16 protein-coding genes are annotated in these 15,425 nt (G+C 68.7%); 6 read left to right on the forward strand and 10 right to left on the reverse strand.

All coding sequences use genetic code 11. The features are described from left to right. Positions 1-146 precede the first annotated feature (146 nt). The 4 genes from AB0B82_RS25810 to AB0B82_RS25825 all read left to right on the forward strand — a co-directional run bounded on the left by AB0B82_RS25810 (position 147) and on the right by AB0B82_RS25825 (position 4,164). Positions 147-788, forward strand: a complete 642-nt coding sequence (locus AB0B82_RS25810) for a sugar ABC transporter permease (protein ID WP_360173554.1) — start codon at positions 147-149, stop codon at positions 786-788. Then, positions 785-1,627: a carbohydrate ABC transporter permease gene (locus tag AB0B82_RS25815; RefSeq protein ID WP_360173557.1), complete on the forward strand. Its 843-nt coding sequence runs from the start codon at positions 785-787 to the stop codon at positions 1,625-1,627. The genes AB0B82_RS25810 and AB0B82_RS25815 overlap by 4 nt, the downstream gene beginning before the upstream one ends. Continuing rightward, a complete protein-coding gene (locus AB0B82_RS25820; RefSeq protein WP_360173560.1) occupies positions 1,627-2,748 on the forward strand; it encodes an ABC transporter ATP-binding protein in 1,122 nt (373 codons plus the stop codon). Before AB0B82_RS25815 ends, AB0B82_RS25820 begins: the two co-directional genes overlap by 1 nt. Positions 2,749-2,916: 168 nt before the next feature. After that, positions 2,917-4,164: a CehA/McbA family metallohydrolase gene (locus AB0B82_RS25825; RefSeq protein WP_360173563.1), complete on the forward strand. Its 1,248-nt coding sequence runs from the start codon at positions 2,917-2,919 to the stop codon at positions 4,162-4,164. 53 nt (positions 4,165-4,217) lie between these two features. On the opposite strand, the gene AB0B82_RS25830 is transcribed toward AB0B82_RS25825, so the two are convergent. The 9 genes from AB0B82_RS25830 to ssd all read right to left on the reverse strand — a co-directional run bounded on the left by AB0B82_RS25830 (position 4,218) and on the right by ssd (position 10,999). Further along, a complete protein-coding gene (locus AB0B82_RS25830; protein WP_360173566.1) occupies positions 4,218-4,679 on the reverse strand; it encodes an NYN domain-containing protein in 462 nt (153 codons plus the stop codon). Between the two features lie 126 nt (positions 4,680-4,805). Further along, positions 4,806-5,426, reverse strand: a complete 621-nt coding sequence (locus AB0B82_RS25835; protein WP_360173569.1) for a response regulator transcription factor — start codon at positions 5,424-5,426, stop codon at positions 4,806-4,808. 180 nt (positions 5,427-5,606) lie between these two features. After that, a complete protein-coding gene (locus AB0B82_RS25840) occupies positions 5,607-5,969 on the reverse strand; it encodes an Rv3654c family TadE-like protein (protein WP_360173571.1) in 363 nt (120 codons plus the stop codon). Then, positions 5,966-6,379 (reverse strand): TadE family type IV pilus minor pilin, encoded by a 414-nt coding sequence (locus AB0B82_RS25845; RefSeq protein WP_360173574.1) that lies wholly within the window; start codon positions 6,377-6,379, stop codon positions 5,966-5,968. The genes AB0B82_RS25840 and AB0B82_RS25845 overlap by 4 nt, the downstream gene beginning before the upstream one ends. A 120-nt stretch (positions 6,380-6,499) precedes the next feature. After that, a complete protein-coding gene (locus tag AB0B82_RS25850) occupies positions 6,500-6,688 on the reverse strand; it encodes a DUF4244 domain-containing protein (RefSeq protein WP_360173577.1) in 189 nt (62 codons plus the stop codon). A gap of 333 nt (positions 6,689-7,021) precedes the next feature. After that, positions 7,022-7,549 (reverse strand): type II secretion system F family protein, encoded by a 528-nt coding sequence (locus AB0B82_RS25855; RefSeq protein WP_360173580.1) that lies wholly within the window; start codon positions 7,547-7,549, stop codon positions 7,022-7,024. Positions 7,550-7,710: 161 nt separating this feature from the next. Continuing rightward, positions 7,711-8,346: a type II secretion system F family protein gene (locus tag AB0B82_RS25860; RefSeq protein ID WP_360173583.1), complete on the reverse strand. Its 636-nt coding sequence runs from the start codon at positions 8,344-8,346 to the stop codon at positions 7,711-7,713. Positions 8,347-8,618: 272 nt separating this feature from the next. Further along, positions 8,619-9,893: a TadA family conjugal transfer-associated ATPase gene (locus tag AB0B82_RS25865; protein WP_360173585.1), complete on the reverse strand. Its 1,275-nt coding sequence runs from the start codon at positions 9,891-9,893 to the stop codon at positions 8,619-8,621. Continuing rightward, a complete protein-coding gene (gene ssd, locus AB0B82_RS25870) occupies positions 9,890-10,999 on the reverse strand; it encodes a septum site-determining protein Ssd (protein WP_360173588.1) in 1,110 nt (369 codons plus the stop codon). The genes AB0B82_RS25865 and ssd overlap by 4 nt, the downstream gene beginning before the upstream one ends. Positions 11,000-11,202: 203 nt before the next feature. Between ssd and AB0B82_RS25875 the strand changes: the two genes are divergently transcribed. Next, positions 11,203-12,963: a glycosyl hydrolase family 18 protein gene (locus AB0B82_RS25875; protein ID WP_360173591.1), complete on the forward strand. Its 1,761-nt coding sequence runs from the start codon at positions 11,203-11,205 to the stop codon at positions 12,961-12,963. Positions 12,964-12,991: 28 nt separating this feature from the next. Beyond that, a complete protein-coding gene (locus tag AB0B82_RS25880) occupies positions 12,992-14,533 on the forward strand; it encodes a cellulose binding domain-containing protein (RefSeq protein WP_360173594.1) in 1,542 nt (513 codons plus the stop codon). 59 nt (positions 14,534-14,592) lie between these two features. Here AB0B82_RS25880 and AB0B82_RS25885 read toward each other — a convergent pair whose 3' ends face one another. Next, complete coding sequence (locus tag AB0B82_RS25885; protein ID WP_360173597.1) at positions 14,593-15,366, reverse strand: hypothetical protein; 774 nt, start codon at positions 15,364-15,366, stop codon at positions 14,593-14,595. Positions 15,367-15,425 lie beyond the last annotated feature (59 nt).

Consider the following 15,425-nt stretch of genomic DNA (forward strand, 5'->3'; position numbering starts at 1 on the left):
GGCGCTGCCGTCCACAATCGCGTCGTACGCCCCACGCTCCGCGAACAGCAGCACGCTGATCAGCGTCAGCGCCAGCAGGATCAGCCAGGTCGAACTACACCAAGGCCCTGAACGACGCGCTGTTTCACAACGCGTTGTGGCTGACGATGCTGTTCGTCCTCGGCTCGGCGATCATCGGGCAGAACTTCCTCGGTTTCGCGCTGGCCTGGATCCTGCGGCGCACCCGTCCGGCGGTCCGCCGTACCGTCGAAGGGCTCACGCTGCTGGCGTGGATCCTGCCGTCGACGGTGGTCGCGTACCTGTGGGTCGCGTTCTTCGACCGCGACGGCGGCACGCTGAACGGCATCCTCGGTACGCCGGGCACAGCCTGGCTGATCGACTACCCGATGGCCTGTCTCGTCGTGTTCAACACCTGGCGCGGTACGGCGTTCTCGATGATGCTCTACTCGTCCGCACTGCAGGCCGTACCACCGTCGCAGCTGGAGTCCGCGCGGATGGTCGGCGCCTCGGGCTGGCAGACGTTGCGGGACGTGGTCTTTCCGCACATCCGCGGCCATGTCCTCACCAACACGCTGCTGATCTCGCTGTGGACGGCCAACGACTTCTCGCCGTTCCTGCTCACCAAAGGCGGGCCGAACCACGAGTCCGAGACGGTGCCGGTGTACATCTACAACGTCGCGCTGCAGGGCGGTGAGCTCGGGTACTCGTCGGCCATCTCGTTCCTGCTGCTGATCGCGAACCTGCTGGTCTCGCTGGTGTACCTGCGGCTGCTCAGGAGGCGCGCATGAGCTCGCGTTCGTTGCCGGCGACCCCTGCTTACGTCGTCCGGCGGATCGGGTTCTACGTCCTGATCTGCGCGATCACACTGTTCTTCGCCGTCCCGATGCTGTGGATCGCGTCCGCGCCCTTCGACGCCTCGCCGGGGCTGGGCGTGCACTGGCCGGACTGGACGCTGGAGAACGTCCGGAAGACGCTCGACCACCCGTATGCGATGCATTCGATGGTCAACTCGCTGCTGATCTGCGTAACGACCGCGGTGGCGGTGACCGCGTTCGCCGCGTTGGCGTCGTACGCGTTGTCCCGGGTCCGGATCCCCGGCCGGGACGGGCTGCTCTACGGACTGCTGCTGTTGTCCTCGGTGGTCACCGGGACGGCGGCGATGGTGCCGATCTTCGTGATGATGTTCCAGCTCGGGCTGATCGACTCCCGGTTCGGTGTCGCCCTGGTGATGACCGGCGGTCTGCTGCCGGCGGCGATCTTCATCCTGAAGGACTTCGTCGACGCGGTCCCGAAGTCGTACGAGGAGTCCGCGCGGGTCTTTGGCGCCTCCACCGGCCAGATCCTGCGGGACGTCGTACTCCCGGTCGCGCGGCCCGGCCTGGCCACGATCCTGGTCTGGGCGTTCGTCAACTCCTGGGGCAACTTCCTGGTGCCCTTCCTGCTCATCCGGTCGATCGAGAAGCAGCCCGGTGCGGTGCTGATGCAGACCCTCACCGACGAAGGTGGCAGCGTGAACCTGCAGGTGCTGCCGGTCTTCTCGCTGTTGTTCTCGATCCCGGTCGTCGTGCTGTACCTGCTGGTGAACTCGCGTTACGGGTTCCGCTTCCACGGAGGGATCAAGAGCTGATGGCGGGCATCGACATCGAAGGCCTCGCAACCGTCTACCCGAACGGCGTCCGCGCCGTCGACGGGCTGGACCTGCACGTGGCCGACGGCGAGTTCTTCGCCCTGCTCGGTCCGTCCGGCTGCGGCAAGACCACGCTGCTGCGGACGATCGCCGGTCTGGAGTCCGCGTCCGAAGGCACGATCCGGATCGACGCCGCCGATGTGACCCGGACCGAGCCCGGCAAGCGCGGCGTCGCGATGGTCTTCCAGGACTACGCGCTCTTCCCGCACATGAGCGTCGCCGAGAACATCACCTACCCGTTGAAGGTACGACGGGTAGCACCGGCCACCCGTACTGAGACGGCTACGCGGACGGCCGCCGAGCTCTCGCTGGCGGGCCTGCTCGAACGCAAGCCCGGTCAGTTGTCCGGTGGTCAGCAGCAGCGGGTTGCGCTGGCGCGTGCGATCGCCTCCGAGGGCAAAGTGCTGCTGCTCGACGAGCCCCTGTCGAACCTGGACGCGCGGCTGCGGCTCGAGGCCCGCACCTTCCTGAAGAAGCTGCAGCGCGATCTGGGCATCACCACGGTCTTCGTCACCCACGACCAGGCCGAGGCACTCGCTCTGGCCGACCGGATCGCTGTGATGGAGAACGGAAAGCTCCGCCAACTGGGGTCGCCGCGTGAGGTGTTCGCCCGGCCCGCCAACACCTTCGTGGCGAACTTCATCGGGTCGACGCCGATGAACCTCCTCCCGGGGAAGGTCCTGGGTTCGCCCAGTTCGAACGGCTCCGACGCGTCCATCGGCTCGGTCGCCGTGGCCGGCGGTTCGTTGCCTGCAGCGACTTTCTCGGTCCCGGCGGACGCCTCGGTCACGGTCGGCATCCGGCCCGAGTACCTGACGCTCTCGACCGGCGATGTCGCCGGCCCGGCCCTCCGCGGCGAGGTTGTGGTCGCCGAGAACCTCGGCACCCAGTCGCTCGTCACCGTCGACTGCGCCGGCACCCTGATCGGCGTAACGGTCCCCGAAGAGACCGAACCAACCCCCGGCACCCCGGTCTCGCTGACCGCCCCCGCCACCCGAGTCCTCCTCTACACCGACCACACCGGCGAACTCATCACCTCCCAGCCCACCCCCGTCGCGTGACCCACCCGCGGTGCGCGTGACCTGGGGTTCGTCCGCAGCCGGCCGTCCGTCAGGCCGGTCGGCTGCCGGTCCATCCGGCGGGATCAGCAGCAGCTCGCTCGGCCGCGCGTTGAACCTTTCGTTCGGCCGTCCTCGCAGCAGTTCAACCAACAGCAGGGAGATCGTCTGATGGCCGTCACGTCGTACCGTCGACGCTGGACTCTCGACGACCGCGCCGAGTCGGTCTGGCACTCACTCCCCGTCGACGTCCCGGCCGACTGCCCCGGCCTCCTCGTCACCCTCACCGTCCCACCGGTCGAGGGCGCCGTCATCGACATCGGCTGCGAAGGCGCGTCCGGCTGGCGCGGGTGGTCCGGCGGCGCGCGCCGTACGTTCGCGATCACCCCCGACGCGGCAACCCCCGGCTACGTTCCCGGCCCCCTCGAACCCGGCACCTGGTGGGTGGTCCTCGGCCTCCACCGCCTCCCGGTCGAAGGTGTCGAGCTCCTCGTCGAAGCAGTCACCGGCACGGTCGACACCATCCCCGGTCTCTCCGAGTACGTCGACGCGTCAGCCGCGATCACTGCACCTCCGCGCCCACCACGCCGTACCCTCCCCGCCGCGTCCGGCCTGAAATGGATCGCCGGCGACTTCCACGCCCACTCGCTCCACTCCGACGGTTCCACCCCGATCGCCAACCTCGCCGGTCTCGGTGTCTCGGCCGGCCTCGACGTACTCGCCGTCACCGACCACAACACTGTTGCTCATCACCCCGAACTCCCAGGTCTCAGCAAGCGCTTCGGCATCGGCCTCATTCCCGGCCAGGAAGTCACCACCGACACCGGCCACGCGAACGCCTTCGGCGAGATCGGCCCGATCGACTTTCGCCGACCCGCCGCCACCTGGGTCTCCGAAGTCGCACGCCGCGGCGGCCTGCTCTCGATCAACCACCCGCTCGGCGGCGACTGCTCCTGGCGCCACCCGCTCCCCGAACACCCACCGCTCGCCGAAATCTGGCACTCGTCCTGGCTCGATCACACCTGGGGTGGTCCGGTCGCGTGGTGGGAGGCCTGGGGCCTCGAAGGCACCACCCCCATCGGCGGCAGCGACTGGCACAACCCGACGTCCTTCATGCCGCCCGGCTCCCCCACCACCTGGATCGCGGTCGACGCCACCGCCGAAGGTCCCGACGAACTGCCCGCAGCCACCCTCGAAGCCCTGGCCGCCGGCCGAACCGCCCTCTCCTGGTCCTACACCGCCCCCGTCCTCGTCCGAGCCGACGACGAGCTCATCGCCCTGGACGCCCCCAACACCCTCGCCCTCTCCCCCGACGGCACCCGCCACCCGGTCCGCAACGCCCAGACCCACCTCCCGGCCACCCCCGGCCCCCACCTCCTGATAACCCACACCGGTCAGATCCTCTCCACCTGCACCTAGCCAGTAGTTCAAGCGCTCGGCCGCGGCCAAGAGGAACCAGGCATGGCCCCGGCTTACTCAGCCAGTGCGTCCAGTTGTTCCAGGAGCCATCGCGGCCCGATGGTCTTCGCGCCGAGCGGCTCCACGCGGTCCCGCAGGCCGCGATCGGCGGTGACCACGGTGACCTCACGCTGATGGGCTTGACCAACGACCTCCGCGGTCACACTCACGATCGTGTCGTCTCCGGACCCCGCCGCAAGCACCACCCGAACCCGACCGGTCTCCGGCGCACCGTTCCCCGACACCGCCCGGCAAGCCGCCCCCTCAAGGACGACAACCACGTCCGTGTCCGGCGATTGCTCCTGCCAAACCGCAAGCCGAGTCAGCAGCCTCCGAGCTGCCCCTACCCGATCCCGCCACCACCCGTCCGGCCGCGACCCCACCACATTCGCGCCATCAACAACCACCACCCGGCTCCGCGGCTCGTCCACCACCCCAGTCTGCCCGTACGCATGCGCACCGCACAGGCCGACCACGAGTCATCGCCGCGGTACCCGCCCTACCACCGTCGCGCGTGCGGCTGTGGCTAGCCGTGGTGGAGCCCTACCCCAGGCTGGTCGCGGCGACCGAGGAAGCAGCGGGCGCCGGTCGCACAGAGGTGGTCAGTCGAGGAGCCAGCCGTTGCGTTCGGCTATTTGTAGTGCGTCGGAGCGGGTGTGGGCGCCGGTTTTGCCGATCGCCGACCAGAGGCGGGTACGGACGACGCGCTCGGACACGTCGAGCTTCTGGGCGATCCGCGCGATCGAGCCGCCGTCGCGCGCGGCGCGGAGGGTGTCTGTCTCGTCGGAGTCGAGCGGGGTCTCGGAGTAGCGGAGGTTCTCGGCCGCGAGGTTCGCGTCGACCACGCGGAGTCCGAGGTGCACCCGGCGCACGGCGTCCGCCAACTGCGGAGCAGGCGTGTTCTTCAGCGCGATGCCTTTGGCGCCCGCGTCCAGTCCGCGTCGCGTATGGACCGGCCGTCCGTACGTCGTCAGCATCACGACTCGGCACTCCGGCATCGACGTACGCAACTTGGTGGTGACGGTGATGCTGTCCTTGCCCGGACCGGCCGCGTCGAGCAGCGCAACGTTCGCCCGGTACTTCTTCGCGGCACCGACGACGTCGTCGGATCGGTTGAGCTCGGCAACGATCTCCAGATCGCGCTCACGCTCCAGACCGCTACGAAGCAAGCCTCGGCTGAGGATCTGGTCGTCAACCAGCAGCAGCCGAATCGGGTCGGGCAAGCGAGCCTCCGAGGTCAGCGTCCGGGCGCCGGGGAAGTACGTCCGGGAACATGAGCAGTACTCGGTTCCCGATCATGGAGCGCCCTGCCGCAAGCCGTCCACATCAACGCGGCATCTCTACCAGATTGCGACCAGATCGCGACCACTCCAGGACTCGCCTCGGCGATCGGACGAGCTCCGTCAGACGGGACCGGCTCGTGCGGCCGCGGTCAGCGTTGGGCGTGCCACGCGGAGGTCGAGCGAGACCGACACCTCGACAGTCACTGAGCCGGCAGAGATCGCACACTCCGTGAGTTGCACGTCGTTCAGCACGGCTACCCGAACCGCTGCCGCACACGGCGTTGGGTTCGGCCCGGTAGTGGCGGCGGGCGGATCGGTCAGGAACCGGGCGGCGCTGAGGGCGGTCAGGTCGGCCGCGGCGGCGAGCTTGTGGCGCGCAGTGGAGATTGCGGACCACAGGATGGCTGCGGTCAGCGCCGTCAGGATCAGGACGGCGGCGAAGAGGCTGTGGAGTGTGGCGCTGCCTCGTTCGGAACGGGTCATGAGGTCTCCGGTTCGGCTTGGAGGGTGGCCGTCGCCTTGAGGCGTGCCGGTGTGATGGCGCTGAGCAACGGTGGGCCGTCGGCAGGTGCGGCCGTGACCGTGACTGTGATGTCCGATGCGTTGCGCTTGATGTCGATCGTCCCTGTCGGCACGGTGCGATGACCGAGCGCCTTGGCTTGCTCGGGGGACTCTCCGCGTGCGACCGCCCGGGCGACGTCACGCGCGGCATCGATGCAGCGGATGTTCAGGACGACCAGTCCGATGGACCAGACGCCGAGGAGCAGAAACGAAACCAGCACCGGAAGCGCCAGCGCCAGCTCAGCGGTGACGGCGCCACGCTCGCGGTTCTTCCTCCTTGCGGCGCTGGGTCTGGAGGCGGATGGGGTGGGGCGCATGAGGTGGTTGAACATCAGGCTCCTTGGAGTGGCGGCCGGCCGAGGAAGGGGCATCGACCGGCCGCCGGTTCAGCGGTCGCCGGAACGGGACGACGGACCGGGCTGTCGGGGACGACGGCGGGAGGGCTCCGGCGGTCAGATTTGTACGCCCTCCACGCCCGCAAGGGACAAGCCGTAGTTGATGAGCTTCTTGAGCATCTCCGACATTCCCGAGGATCTCAGCAGCGCAACGAGTATGCCGCCGAAACCACAGGCGCCGACGATGATGACGGCGTACTCGGCGGTGATGGCTCCTCGGTCGGAGTTGGCCTGGAGGCTGCGCATGCGAAGGGGGCGCAGTGCCTTGGCGCGTAGCCGGCGGACGCCTGCTCTTCCAAGGGCGAGTCCACCGAGGGGGCGGCGGGCAAGGACACGGCGGTCGCCGGCGGGGCCGTCACCGGCTGGGAGATCGACTGCTGATGGGTGGAACGTCGGGAACTCGGGTGTGTTGGTGGACAGGCTTGGGGTTGCGGTGGGGTGAGGGGAACTGATCGTGGTTGGCGGCATTGACATGGGGGCTCTCCTGCGGGGTTCGGCGCTGATGCTCGGGGTGTTGTTGGTAAAGGTGCCGTTGTCGGATCGCCTTTGTGGCAACGGGTTTTGGGTTGTGGATGAACGTCAGGGACGGAGCAGGCTGGGGATCAGGGCATCGGCGATCGTGGGGACGATCGAGAGCAGGACGAAGGCTGGGAGGAAGCAGAGGCCGACTGGGAGGGTGGCCCGGGACTCTGCGGATCGGGCTTGTTGGTCTGCGGCGTGGTGGTGGGCGCGGCGGGTTTCGTCGGCGAGGTGTTCGAGGGTCTTGGAGAGTGGGGCGCCGGAGCGCAGGGAGCGGGAGATCGCTCTCGCCATGGGGGCGCAGGACGGCTCTGTGCGTAGGTGAGCCCAGGCAGTGGTGGGGTCGGCGCCCAGGGCCAGGTGGTGGGCGATCTTGGTGAAGATGTCGGCGAGTGGACCTGGCAGAGCGTCGGCTACGAGCTTCAGTGCTTGTTGAGGTGGGCGGCCTGATTTGAGGCACGCGGTCAGCAGGTCGATCGCGAGTGGGAGATCGCGCGCGATCCGGGCGCGTCGTTGTCTGGTGCCGGCCGGTTCCAAGCGGGCCAGGGCTTTCGGGATGGCGAAGTACGCGATGACGACGGGGATCAATCCCCAGGGGAGACCGAGGAGCGCGAGTGCACCCAGTCCGGTGCCCGTGGCGGCCAGGCGGTGGGCGCGTGGGAGTTCGGGGCGGGCTCGGGGCTTGAGTGGAGTGAGGCGTCGGAGGCCTGGGCGCGGGGGCAACAGGAGATAGGTGCTGAGGGCAACTGCTAAGGCGGCTGTGAACGTGTGGAGCATGCGAGTCCCATGTGCGGGTCAGTGCGGACAGATGGAGTGCGGGCGCTGGACAGGCGGGTGGTCCACTGGAGGCCGGCTGCTGTCAGCGCTAGGCCTGTGGTTAGGCAGAGCCAGCCGGGTGGGGTGGTGGTGAGGAAGGTGAGTGGGTCGGCTCCGAGGAAGTAGCCGATGGTGATACCGAAGGCTGGGAGAGTGGCGAGGATTCGGGCGGTGGAGCGGGCACCGGCGAGGCTGGATTGGGTTTGGCGGTGGATGGATTCGTCGGCTCGGAGGGAGTCGGCGAGGCGTTCGGTGAGGGTGGCGAAGGCGGCTCCGGACTCTTCGGTGACGCGCCAGGCGGCTGCCAGTGCGCGGAGGCCGGCGGTGCCGGGGGTGGTCGCGGCTCGGGCGAGGGCGGTGGGGACGTCGGCGCCGAGTTTGGCTGCGGCGTGGATGGGGGCGAAGTCGGGGCTGATGGACGCCGCACCTTCCAGGGCTGCGATGGGTGGGCGCCCCGCCGTGAGGTCGGCGGCCAGTACGTCCAGGGCTTCGACGATGTTCGCGCGGCGGGCTGCGATGAGTTGCTGGCGGCGGTGGATCGTGCGTTGGTGGGCGATCAGCGCCAGCACGGCGGCGATGGCGAGGGTCGAGACGAGAGCTTGCGGACCTAGGGCGGCTGTGGCTACGGCCGTTGCGGGGATGAAGAGCCAGGTTCGGGAGAGGCGGGTTCGGGGGTGGCGGCTCGGGCGTGGGACGTGGGGCGGGGTGGTTGCGACTCCTTCCGTGGTGGGTTGAGGACGTTCGGCAGCGCGGGTGGTCAGGCGGTGGAGGCCAGGTGAGCGGGGTGGGACGGCGAGGGTGCAGGCGATGAGGCTCAGCAGGGCCGCGAGGAGCGCTGAGTTCATGCCGCGCCAGCAGGGGCGGTCGGCGGCACGGCAGGCGATAGGCGGGTCGTAGGTGTGGGGGCGGCAGGCGCCAGGCGGGTGGTTGTCGGGGCGGTAGTTGTGGGGTGGGTGGTTGGTGCGTGGGGTTTGGTGAAGATGCCGGCGGTGGGGTGGAGAGTTTGAGTGTTGTCGGGGTGGAAGGTGACGGCGGGGTGGGTGGTCAACGGGGCGTTGGAGGGTTTGGTGAGGGTGTGGATTTCGGCGATGCGGCGGTGGCCGGCGGGGGTGCGGGTCAGGTGGATGACGGCGTGGACAGCGCTGGCGGCTTGGCTGTGGACTGCGGTTGGCGTGAGGCCGGCCAGGGCACCCAGAGCCTCGAGGCGGGCGGGGACGTCGGCGGCTGAGTTGGCGTGGATGGTGCCGCAGCCGCCTTCGTGGCCGGTGTTCAGTGCGGTGAGGAGATCCACGACTTCGGCGCCCCGCACTTCGCCGACGACGAGGCGGTCGGGGCGCATGCGGAGGGCTTGACGGACGAGGTCGCGCAGGGAGATCTCGCCGGAGCCTTCGATGTTGGGTGGTCGGGCCTCCAGACGAACCACGTGCGGGTGGTCGGGGCGGAGCTCGTTGGCGTCCTCGACCAGGACGATGCGTTCGGCGGGATTGACCAAGGAGAGCAGGGAATTCAGCAGTGTGGTCTTGCCGGTGCCGGTGCCGCCGCTGATGAGGAAGGCCAGGCGGGACTCGAGGAGGTCGTGGAGAATCGCGACGCCGGCGGGTGGCAGAGCGCCGGCGGTGACGAGGTCGTCGAGGGTGAAGACCTTGCGGGACGGGACCCGGAGGGACAGGCAGGTGCCCGGGGCTGCGATCGGGGCGAGGACGGCGTGGAAGCGGGTGCCGTCGGCGAGCCGCGCGTCGACGTACGGCGTGGAGTCGTCGAGCCGGCGCCCCGCTGCCGCGGCGAGGCGGGTGGCGAGGCGGCGGATCGCGGACTCGTCGCCGGTGCGGATGGCGACGAACTCGAGGCCGTGGCCGCGGTCGATGTAGACCTCGTCGGGGCCGTTGACGAGGATGTCGGTGACGCCCGGCTCGGCGAGCAGACTGTCCAGCGGCCCGGCTCCCAAGGCTTCTCGGCGGAGGGCGGTGACCACGGCGAGGACCATGGAGTCGCCGCAGACCGTACCGTCGGCGCGGAGGGCTGCTGCTACGTGGGCTGGTGACGGCTCGACGCCGGTGAGGGCGAGCGTGCTGCGGACGCGGTCGAGGAGATCGGCCGGAACGGCGGTCGTGGTCATGTGAACGCCTGCCTCGTGAGGTTCGCGGGTTCGACAGTTGCCAGGTGCGGATTCGTGAAGAGGTCGAGGACCTCGTTGGCCGTGCGGGTCAGCGAGCTCCGGGGAGTCAGCGGGAAATGGCCTTCGTTGATGGCGGCGGGCAGGGATCGATCCAGAGCGAGAGTCGTTGCCAAAGGCAAATTCAGATAGGTGGCCACATCGGCGGGTGCGATCGCTGCCTGCGCGGCACGCGGGATTACCCGCAGGTCGCCGGCGACCGAGCGGAGCGGACCTGCCAGGCGTTTGGCGGCGGCCAGCGAGCGGACGTCGCCGGGGACCACCAGCAGCGTGGCAGTGGCGCGGATGAACCCTTCCTCGACGGTCGGGTCCGGGCGGCGGGGCAGGTCGAGGACCACCAGATCAGCGCTGCGTTGGGCAGCGCTGATGACGGAACTCATCGTGTCGGGTGGCAGAACGGTGACGTCCGAGCGATCCCAGGACAGCACCGACAGGCCGTCGACCGACGGGAGTGCGGAGCGGAGCGCGGCGGCACTGATTCGCCCTGAGGCATTGATGAGTTTGGGCCAGCGGTCGCCCGGCGAACGCTCGATTCCGAGGGCCAGCTCGATCCCACCGCCCAAGGGATCGCCGTCGACGAGCATCGTGCGGAGGCCGCGGCGATTCCCGAGAACGGCAACCGCCGACGCCAGCGTCGTTGCCCCTGCTCCCCCACAGCCACCGACGAAGGCGAGGGTGACGGCGGTGCGCGAGACACCGTCCAAAGCGTCGGACAACTTACCCGCCAGCAGCGGCTCGTCGTCGGGCAGTCGGCAGACGGCATCGGCGCCGACGTCGAAGGCGCAGCGGTAGAGGTCGTCGCCATCGGTCGCCGACCCCACGACGATCACGCCGGGACGCTGCGTGGGGTGAACGCGCGCGAGCGGCTGGGCCAGGTCGCGGCCGACGACGACCAAGGAACAGGCGTGCCAGCTGCGCCGCAGACCCTGCAGATGCGGCTCGACCAGTGGGGTCACGGACGCGGCCGCGGCCAGCCGGAGCAGGTCGTCGAGCAACGCCTCGTCATTAGTTGCCAGGAGCACCGATGCGGTGGGTGGGTTCGTGTCCATACCTAGAACATGCCGTTGCCGGGTCGCTGCCGGGAACGCGACCGGATCCCTGTGGACAAAGGGCTGTCGGGTTTCCGTCAGCAGCGGGAACCCGCCACGACGAGCCCGCGACCAATCCGCCGGTAGCGGTTACGGTACCTTTCGAAGCGTCTTTCTCTAATGCCACCCGGACCGCTTCCGTCCCATCGCTCCGGAGGAACCTGATGAGTCGATTGCGCACACTCGCCGCGACGGCCACGGTCGCGGCCACCGCCTTGATCACCGCCGCCGGCGTCTCCCTCGCCACCCCGGACACGACCGCCGACGCAGCCACCGCGGCGCCACAAGCGGTCGGCGGAGGCGTCAAGACGGCGTACTTCACCCAGTGGGGGATCTACGCCAACGCGTTCTATCCCAAGAACCTGGTCAGCACCGGCGCCGCCGCGAAGCTCGACTTCCTGAACTACGCGTTCGCGAGCATCCACCCGACCGACCACACCTGCTTCATGGCCAACAAGGCCGCGTCGCAAGACGAGAACAACCCGAACGCCGGCGACGGCGCGGGGGACGCCTTCGCCGACTACGGCAAGTCGTACGGCGCAGACATCAGCGTCGACGGTGTCGGCGACGTGTGGAACCAGCCGATCCAGGGCAACTTCAACCAGCTCAAGAAGCTCAAGGCGCAGTACCCGAACCTGAAGATCCTGATCTCGATCGGCGGCTGGACGTACAGCAAGTACTTCTCCGACGCGGCCGCCACCGACGCCAAGCGCAAGACCTTCGTGAGCTCGTGCGTGAACATGTTCCTCAAGGGTGACCTGCCGGTGATCGACGGATTCGGCGGTCTCGGTACGGCGGCCGGCATCTTCGACGGGATCGACATCGACTGGGAGTACCCGGGTTCGCCGAACGGTCACGTCGGCAACCACTACAGCCCGGCCGACAAGCAGAACTTCACGCTGCTGCTGGCCGAGTTCCGCGCGCAGCTCGACGCCTACGGCGCGCAGACCGGCAAGAGGTACTACCTGACCGCCGCGACGCCGGCCGGCCAGGACAAGATCGCCACGATCGAGACCGACAAGATCGGGCAGTACCTCGACTACAACAACGTGATGACGTACGACATGCACGGTGGCTGGGAGGCCACCGGCCCGACGAACTTCCAGGATCCGTTGTACACGGCAGCGGACGACCCGAGTGACCCGATTCCGCCGGGTCAGAGCAAGTACTCGGTCGACTCGGCAGTGCAAGCATGGACCACCGGCGATCCGGCGTACGGCATCCCGGGTGGGTTCCCGGCGAACAAGCTGACGATCGGGTATCCGTTCTACTACAGGGGATGGAAGGGCGTTCCGGCCACGGCGAACGGGAAGTACCAGCCAGCCACCGGACCGGCCGACGGGCATGCGCTCAGTGGCAATGTGCCGGGTGTCTCGTTCTACAAGGAGCTCGTCGGGTTCGTCGACAACCCGTCGTCGACGTACTTCGACGAGGCCACGAAGTCGTCGTGGTTCTACAGCAACGGCACGTTCTGGTCCGGTGACAACGCCCAGTCGATCAAGGCGAAGGCCGATTACCAGCACTGCAACGGCCTGGCCGGCGCGATGATGTACTCCCTCGAGGCACTGGACCCGAGCGTCACCCTCTTCAACCACGTCGTCAACGCAGTCGACGCCGAAACCACCGACTGCAGCGGCCAACCCACCACGCCGCCCACAACGCCGCCCACAACCCCTCCGACGACACCCCCGACCACTCCGCCTACCACACCGCCCACCACACCGCCGACCACTCCGCCGACCACTCCGCCGACCACACCGCCGACCACTCCGCCCGGTACGGCGACCCCGTGGGCGCCCAACACGGCGTACGCGACCGGCGCGCTCGTGACGTACGGCGGGCTCACCTACAGGTGCATCCAGAGCCACACCTCCCTGACCGGCTGGGAGCCACCGAACGTCCCCGCGCTCTGGGGACGGGTCTGATCACGTACCGCCCACTGATCGGAGCATCATGAAACGCATCTCTCTGGCGATAGCGGCCGCAGTCGCTGTCGTCGTCGCCCTCCTGACTGCACAAGCAGCCAACGCAGCAGGTGTCACCGCCAGCTTCACCAAGGTGTCCGACTGGGGCAGCGGGTTCGAGGGGAAGGTGACCGTTACGAACGGCACCACCAGCTCGCTCAGCACCTGGAGCGTCGCCCTCGACTTCCCGTCCGGCTACACCGTCAGCTCGACCTGGGACGCCAACCACACCAGCAGCGGGCAGACGCACACCTTCACACCGCCCAACTGGGCCAGTCCGCTCGCTCCCGGCGCGTCGGTCACCTTCGGCTTCAACGGCAGCCCGGGCAACTTCCCCGGTCTCGCCGCCTGTCGTCTGAACGGCGGGTCCTGCTCAGGCGGAGGTGGCGGCACCGTGCCCGGCGCACCAACCGGCCTGGCCGGTACGTCGACCGCGTCGTCGGTGAACCTCACGTGGTCGGCCGCGTCCGGAGCAACCAGCTACAACGTCTACCGCAACGGTACGAAGGTCGGCAACCCGACTGGTACGTCGTACACGGACTCCGGACTGGCCGCGAACACGACGTACACCTACCAGGTCAGCGCGTCGAACAGCGCCGGTGAAGGTCCGAAGAGCGGATCGATCTCGGTCAAGACCGGCACCGGCGGCGGCAACACCGGCACCAAGCAGGCCGCGCCGTACCTCTACATGGGCTGGGGCGACCCGCCGAACCCGGCCACCGTGATGAACGCGACCGGCATCAAGTGGTTCACGATGGCGTTCATCCTGTCGTCGGGCGGCTGCAACCCCGCCTGGGACGGCAGCCGGCCGCTGCAGGGCAGCGCCGACGCGAACGCGATCGCCCAGATCCGCGCCGCGGGCGGTGACATCGTGCCGTCGATCGGCGGCTGGAGCGGGAACAAGCTCGGCCCGAACTGCAGTACGCCCGAGGCGCTGGCGGGCGCCTACCAGCAGGTGATCAACGCCTACAACCTGAAGGCGATCGACGTCGACATCGAGAACTCCGACGAGTTCGAGAACGAGGTGGTCCAGGACCGGATCCTGAACGCGCTGAAGATCGTCAAGCAGAACAACCCCGGCATCACCACGATCCTCACCTTCGGTACGTCGACGACCGGGCCGAACTACTGGGGCAACCGCCTGATCGAGCGGTCGAAGGCGCTGAACGCGAACATCGACATCTTCACGCTGATGCCGTTCGACTTCGGCAGCTCGAACATCTACAACGACACAGTCGGCGCGTCCCAGGGCCTGAACAACAAGCTGAAGTCGGTCTTCGGCTGGTCGACCGCGGAGGCCTACGCCCACCAGGGCATCTCCGGGATGAACGGCCTGTCCGACCAGCAGGAGCTGACCACCACCCAGACCTGGCAGAACATCACCAACTGGGCGAAGAGCAACGGACTCAGCCGGCTCGCGTTCTGGTCGGTCAACCGCGACCGCGGTTGCCCCGGCGGCGGCGTGGTGTCGAACTGCAGCGGCATCGCCCAGGCCGACTGGGACTTCACCCGCATCACCGCGGGCTTCTGAGCATCACCGCAGGATTCTGAGCAACACCTCAGGGCTGGGTGCGGTCGTCAGGACCGCACTCAGCCCGCTTTGATCGCGTCGATGATCAGGCTGTTGCGGGCCCGCTGTCCCATCGGGACCGACGGGTGCAGGCCGTCGCGGAGCAGGCGGGACAGGCGGTTCGGGCTGGAGGCCAGGTGCTCGGCCCAGCGCACGATGCGCAAGTTGTCGTAGCGCCGCTGCGCGTCCGCGAGCTGCAGGTTGATCCAGGCGCTGTTGCGCTGGTCGGCGACCTTGACGTCCGGGCCGTGCGCGGTTCGGGCCGCCTGCACGTTGACCCAGTAGACGGTCCGCTCCTCGCCGACGATCTCCATGGTCCGATCGACCTGCGCCTCGACTGCCGGCGGCGTGAAGATGTCGTTGGAACCGACCGACATCAGGATCCGGTGCGGCAGGCCGAACTCCTGCGCCCAGGCCTCGAGCGCGTCCACCGCCGGCGTCACCGGTCGGCCCGCCCAGTTGTGGACGGCGATGGTGATGCCCAGCTGGGCGAGCTGCTGGGCGAGGGCAGGGCCGTCCTGAACGCCGATGCTGTCGCCGAACATGAAGATGCCGTCGGTCTCACGGGTACGGCGGATCTGCACCTCCGGCGAGATCGCCCGCGCCTGGCGCTCCCAGGCGCCCAGCACACCGGAACCGTACGCGCCGAGCGAGAACGCCGTGGCAGCTTTGGCCTGCGGCCCGCCCGGAGCGGCCTCGGCGCCACTGGCAGCCACCGTCGATGCAGCTGCCGCGGTCCCGGCTGCGAACAGCAGCCGCCGACTCGGCCGAAACGACCCCAGACGCTTCCTCACGCACGTAAGAGTGCGTGGGAAAGCCCTCTCTCTGCAAGTCGACACCGGAAAAACGAACG

Source organism: Kribbella sp. NPDC048915, from assembly GCF_040649595.1.
Classification (GTDB): domain Bacteria; phylum Actinomycetota; class Actinomycetes; order Propionibacteriales; family Kribbellaceae; genus Kribbella.